This is a genomic window from Pseudomonas sp. SDO5532_S415 (genome assembly GCF_054071155.1).
In genome coordinates this window covers 1-5,021 of record NZ_JBSVWS010000262.1, presented here as the reverse complement: position 1 = coordinate 5,021, position 5,021 = coordinate 1, and the positions used below count along the sequence as shown (strand labels likewise).

Here is a 5,021-nt window from a genome sequence, read left to right as displayed (position 1 = left end):
TGGCCGATGGCGGCGGGCCCACGGAGCAGGACCGGAGCGAGGGCATGCCGAGCCTGGGCGAGGCACCGAACGAAAGGGGCAAGAGCCCTTGGTTACTTGGGGCTTTTCCAAGTGACTCGCTGTAAGAGCGAAACCGCCAGCAGCCGTTACCGAAGTAACGGATATGTACCCCCTCCAAAAATCCAAATCCAAATCCGACAACCCCCTTGGGCTCAGACCGACGTCTGTACCACCGCTGCCTGCCGCCCCTTGAACGCCAGGGAAAAACAGAAAAAGATCGCCAGGGCAAACCCGGCCGGGAACAGCCAGATGCTTTTCCAGTCATGCTCGCCCGCCGTCGTGGCGTAGTGATCTGTCACCTGTCCCGCCACCCAGAAGCCGATCAACATGCCCAGGCCGTAGGTCGCCAGGGTAATCAAACCCTGGGCGGAACTGCGGAAGCGTTCCGATGCCTTGGCGTCGGTGTAGATCTGCCCGGACACGAAAAAGAAGTCATAGCAGATGCCGTGCAAGGCGATACCGGTGAAGAGCATGAAAGCCAGGTCGCCATTGTTGCCGTAGGCGAACAACAGGTAGCGCAATGCCCACGCCAGCATGCCCACCAGCAGCGCAATCTTGATCCCGAAGCGGTGGATGAACAGCGGCAGCAGCAGCATGAACAGCACTTCGGAGACCTGCCCGATGGCCATTTTCGCCGTGGGGTTGGTCACGCCGATTTCCGCCAGGAACGGGTTGGCATTCTGGTAATAAAACGCCAGGGGAATGCAGATCAGGATAGAAGCGATGAAGAACACCAGATAGCTGCGATCCTTGAGCAACCCCAGGGCGTCCAGCCCGAGCATCTGCTTGAGGCCGCCATTGCCGGTCTCGTCTTTGAGTGGCGCGGTGCGTGGCAAGGTGAAGCTGTAGAGGCCCAGCAGCAAGGATGCAATGGCCGACATCAGGAAGGTGTTGCGCAACCCGCCCGCCGCAATCGCGGCCTGGGAGTCCCAGGCAAACACAAAGCTGATCACCAGACCGGCGACGATCCAGCCGAGGGTGCCCCACACGCGGATACGGGAAAACTCCAGCGCCGGATCGCTCATCTGCCGGAACGCCACGGAATTGACCAGGGCCAAGGTGGGCATGTAGATCATCATGTACGCCAGCACGTAGGGATAAAACGTGCTGAAGTCCGGCGCCCGATACAGTTGATAGAGCAACACCGCGCCCACCAGGTGCAGCACCGCGAGGATGCGTTCGGCATTGAAAAAGCGGTCGGCGATCAGACCGATCACGAACGGCGCGATGATCGCGCCCCAGGACTGGGTCGAGAACGCCATGCCGATCTGCCCGCCACTGGCGCCCAGGGTGCTGGCGAGAAAGGTGCCGAGGGTCACGAACCAGCCACCCCAGATAAAGAACTGCAGGAACATCATTGCGCTTAATCGCGCGGTCATCGTCGTCATGAGAGTCACCGTCTTATTGTTGTTTTTTCTGTGAGAGAGGATCGGTTTCAGGCGTCCGGCAGCCCCAACAGGCGTCGATTGAACGCTGCGTCGGCGGACACGCTGGCGAAATCATCGAACGCCTTGCCGGTCTTGCGGATCATGTGCCGCTCGATGAACGCCGCGCCTTCTGCGGCGCCTTGCGCGGAGTCCTTCAGGCAGCACTCCCACTCCAGCACGGCCCAGCCGCTGTAGTCGTATTGCGTCAGCTTGCTGAAGATTGATTTGAAGTCGATCTGGCCATCACCCAGGGAACGGAAGCGCCCCGGCCGCTCCACCCAGCCTTGATACCCGCCGTACACACCGGAACGGGCATCCGGACGGAACTCGGCGTCCTTGACGTGGAACATGCGGATGCGCGCGTGGTAGCGATCAATGAAGCCGAGGTAGTCCATTTGCTGCAGCAGCAGGTGGCTCGGGTCATACAGAATCGCAGCCCGTGGATGGTGATCGACCGCCTCCAGAAACCGCTCGAACGAGGCGCCGTCGTGCAGATCTTCGCCGGGGTGGATCTCGTAGCACAGGTCGACACCGGCCTCTTCGAAACAATCGAGAATCGGCAGCCAGCGCCGCGCCAGTTCGGCGAAACCTTGCTCGACCAACCCGCTCGGCCGCTGCGGCCAAGGGTAGATGTAGGGCCAGAGCAAAGCGCCGGAGAAGGTCGCATGGGCTTTCAAACCCAGGCGCTGACTGGCGCGGGCGGCCAGTTTCAACTGGTCGATGGCCCAGGCGGTGCGCGCCTCGGGCTGGCCGCGCAAATGAGCGGGTGCGAAGTCATCGAACAGCGTGTCGAACGCCGGGTGCACCGCCACTAATTGGCCTTGCAGATGCGTCGACAATTCACTGATCTCGACACCGGCCTGGGCACAGACGGCTTTCAATTCGTCGCAGTAGCTCTGGCTTTCGGCCGCCCGTGCAAGGTCGATGAACTGCGTGCCCAGGGTCGGCAACTGAATGGCTTTGTAGCCTTGGGATGCCGCCCACCGGGCGATGTTGGCCAGGGTGTCGAAAGGCGCTTGGGCGGACATGAACTGCGCGAGAAAAATCCCCGGACCGCGCAGGCCGGTTGAGGTTTGAGAGGTCACAGTCGTCTCCGGATTCATGGGTTGCACACCAGTTCGGTCCACTTGGCGTCGCCGCGATGGTTGGCGATGGCGGTCTCGATGAACGCCATGCCGCGCAGGCCGACGTCGATTCCGGGCACGCCCGGAGCATCGTGCCCGGCGACCTCGCCACGGATGGCATTGGCGAGATCGCCGTACAGGTTGGCCATGGCTTCGAGGTAGCCCTCGGGATGCCCGGCGGGCAAGCGCATGCGCCGGCTCGCGGCTTCGCACAACCACGGCTGGCCGACGCCGGAACGCAAGATGCGCAAGGGTTGATCGAGGGCGCGATGGATCAGGCTGGCGGGTTCTTCCTGACGCCACTCCAACCCACCCTTGTCGCCGTAGACACGGATTTTCAGCGGGTTCTCTTCGCCGGCGCAGACTTGACTGGCGATCAGCACCCCACTGGCACCGTCGGCCATCTTGAACAACATCGAGGCGTCATCGTCCAGCTGCCGACCCTCGATGTGCACGCCCAGCATCGCGCTCAATTGCTGGATAGGCTGGTCCGCGACAAACTCGGCCAGGGAAAAGGCATGGGTGCCGATGTCCCCGATGCAGCCGCCCAACCCGGACTGTTCGGGCAAGTCGCGCCACGCTGCCTGCTTGTTGCCCTGCCCGGCCACATCCTGGCTGAGCCAGCCTTGCGGGTATTCGACGATCACCTTGCGCACCGCGCCGATCACGCCGCCGCGCACCATGTCGCGCGCCTGCCAGACCATCGGATACCCCAGATAGGTATGGGCCAGGCCATATAGGCGGTTGCTGCGTTCGACCACGGTTTTGAGTGCGATTAACTCGGCCAGATTCAGCGCCGCCGGTTTTTCGCTGAACACATGGAATCCAGCGCTCAAAGCCTGGCTGGCGACTGGCGCGTGCAGGTGATTGGGGGTGACGATCACCACCAACTCCAGGCGTTGTTCGGCGGGCAATGCACGTTCGGCCTCGAGCATCTGCCGCCAGTCGCTGTAGCAGCGTGAAGCCGGCAAGCCCAGCGCCACGCCGGTGTTCTGATTGTTTACGGCATCGCGGCTGAACGCACCGCACACCAGTTCAAAACGGCCATCGAGCCCGGCGGCCTGACGGTGGGCTTTCGCGATGAAGGCACCTTCGCCGCCTCCGACAAAGCCCATTCTTATTTTTGGCACTGCAGCGTTCATCGCAAAAGCTCTCTGTTGGCTGGAAACCGGTCATGATGTAACCGGTTACATCGTGCCCGAAATTTAGGCGCAGTCGGGCGAAGTGTCAAACTGCGGATTAACATCCACGGACATTTCAGTGCACCGGCGACCTGCGGTAAGCTCGCCGGCCGTGTGATCCGCAAACGAGGTGGTCTTGTCCAATATCCGTGAAGTAGCCCGGCTGGCCGGCGTCTCGGTGGCCACGGTGTCGAGGACACTGAAGTCACCCGAACGTGTGCTCCCCGAAACCCGGGACAAGGTCAACGCCGCCGTGGAACAAGCCGGTTACCGACCGAACCTGATGGCGGTGCAGTTTCGTTCGCGTCGCACCGGCAACCTGGTGATTCTGGTGCCAGCCATCGCCAACACCTTTTTCGCCCGGGTCATCAGCGGTGCGCAACAGGCTGCACAGGCCGCCCACTATCGGCTGCTGCTGTGCGACACCCAGGGCCGCGAAGACATCGAACGGGAATTCGCCGAGCTGGTGTACAACCATCAGGCCGACGGCGTGATCCAGTTGCGTGCGTTCGATCCGTTTTCAGAGCCCTTCCCCAACGCCGAACTCGCGCCCATCGTCAATGCCTGCGAAGTGATTCAGGGCGGGCGTCATCCCACGATCAGCCTCGACAATCGCGCCGCCGCCAAGGCCATGACCGAACATTTGATCGAACTCGGCCACCGGCGGATCGGCCTGATCAAGGGTCCGAAAAGCAGCCCGCTGACCCGCGACCGCGTGACCGGTTATCAGGATGCTTTAAGCGAGGCCGGAATCGATTGCGACCCGACGCTGATCTGTCACGGTGACTTCAGCCTGAAGGCCGGTCATGACGGCGCCACCGCAATGCTGGCATTGCCCGAACGCCCTACCGCGCTGTTCTGTGAAAACGATGAAATGGCCATCGGTGCGTTGAGACGCATCAAGCAACAGGGCTTGCGTGTCCCCGAGGATATTTCGCTGGTGGGGTTCGACGACATTCCCTTCGCGGCCTATTGCGACCCACCGCTGACCACCATCGCCCAGCCTGCTGAAGTGTTCGGCCAGAAGGCCGTCGAGATGCTGATCGCGTTGATCGAGAAAAAACCGCTGGCGCAGCGGCATGTGGTCCTGCCGTTCGAGTTGACGTTGCGCGGCAGCACGGCGGCGGTGCGACCGGCAAACTAGTGTCGCCTGACACACCGCCTTCGCGAGCAGGCTCGCTCCCACAGGGGCTCCGCCGTATCTGGTTTTTGTGTGCACTGAAGATCAA

4 protein-coding genes are annotated in these 5,021 nt (G+C 62.0%); 1 reads left to right on the top strand and 3 read right to left on the bottom strand.

The genetic code is table 11. The features are described from left to right. Positions 1 to 212 precede the first annotated feature (212 nt). From ACW9HW_RS28625 to ACW9HW_RS28615, 3 genes are read right to left on the bottom strand one after another with little or no spacing between them, the layout of a single operon-like run. The gene (locus tag ACW9HW_RS28625) at positions 213 to 1,448 is read right to left on the bottom strand and encodes a nucleoside permease (RefSeq protein ID WP_095193659.1); all 1,236 of its coding nucleotides are present in this window, start codon (positions 1,446 to 1,448) and stop codon (positions 213 to 215) included. Positions 1,449 to 1,495: 47 nt separating this feature from the next. Beyond that, positions 1,496 to 2,590: a sugar phosphate isomerase/epimerase family protein gene (locus tag ACW9HW_RS28620; RefSeq protein WP_095193658.1), complete on the bottom strand. Its 1,095-nt coding sequence runs from the start codon at positions 2,588 to 2,590 to the stop codon at positions 1,496 to 1,498. Next, positions 2,587 to 3,753 (bottom strand): Gfo/Idh/MocA family protein, encoded by a 1,167-nt coding sequence (locus ACW9HW_RS28615; protein WP_095193657.1) that lies wholly within the window; start codon positions 3,751 to 3,753, stop codon positions 2,587 to 2,589. Before ACW9HW_RS28615 ends, ACW9HW_RS28620 begins: the two co-directional genes overlap by 4 nt. Before the next feature lie 175 nt (positions 3,754 to 3,928). On the opposite strand from ACW9HW_RS28615, the gene ACW9HW_RS28610 reads away from it, so the two are divergent. Beyond that, positions 3,929 to 4,936 (top strand): LacI family DNA-binding transcriptional regulator, encoded by a 1,008-nt coding sequence (locus ACW9HW_RS28610; protein WP_095193656.1) that lies wholly within the window; start codon positions 3,929 to 3,931, stop codon positions 4,934 to 4,936. Positions 4,937 to 5,021 lie beyond the last annotated feature (85 nt).

Coding starts and splice junctions, on each gene's coding strand:
- ACW9HW_RS28625 (WP_095193659.1), bottom strand. CDS start 1,448: ATGACGACGATGACCGCGCGATTAAGCGCAATGATGTTCCTGCAGTTC.
- ACW9HW_RS28620 (WP_095193658.1), bottom strand. CDS start 2,590: ATGAATCCGGAGACGACTGTGACCTCTCAAACCTCAACCGGCCTGCGC.
- ACW9HW_RS28615 (WP_095193657.1), bottom strand. CDS start 3,753: ATGAACGCTGCAGTGCCAAAAATAAGAATGGGCTTTGTCGGAGGCGGC.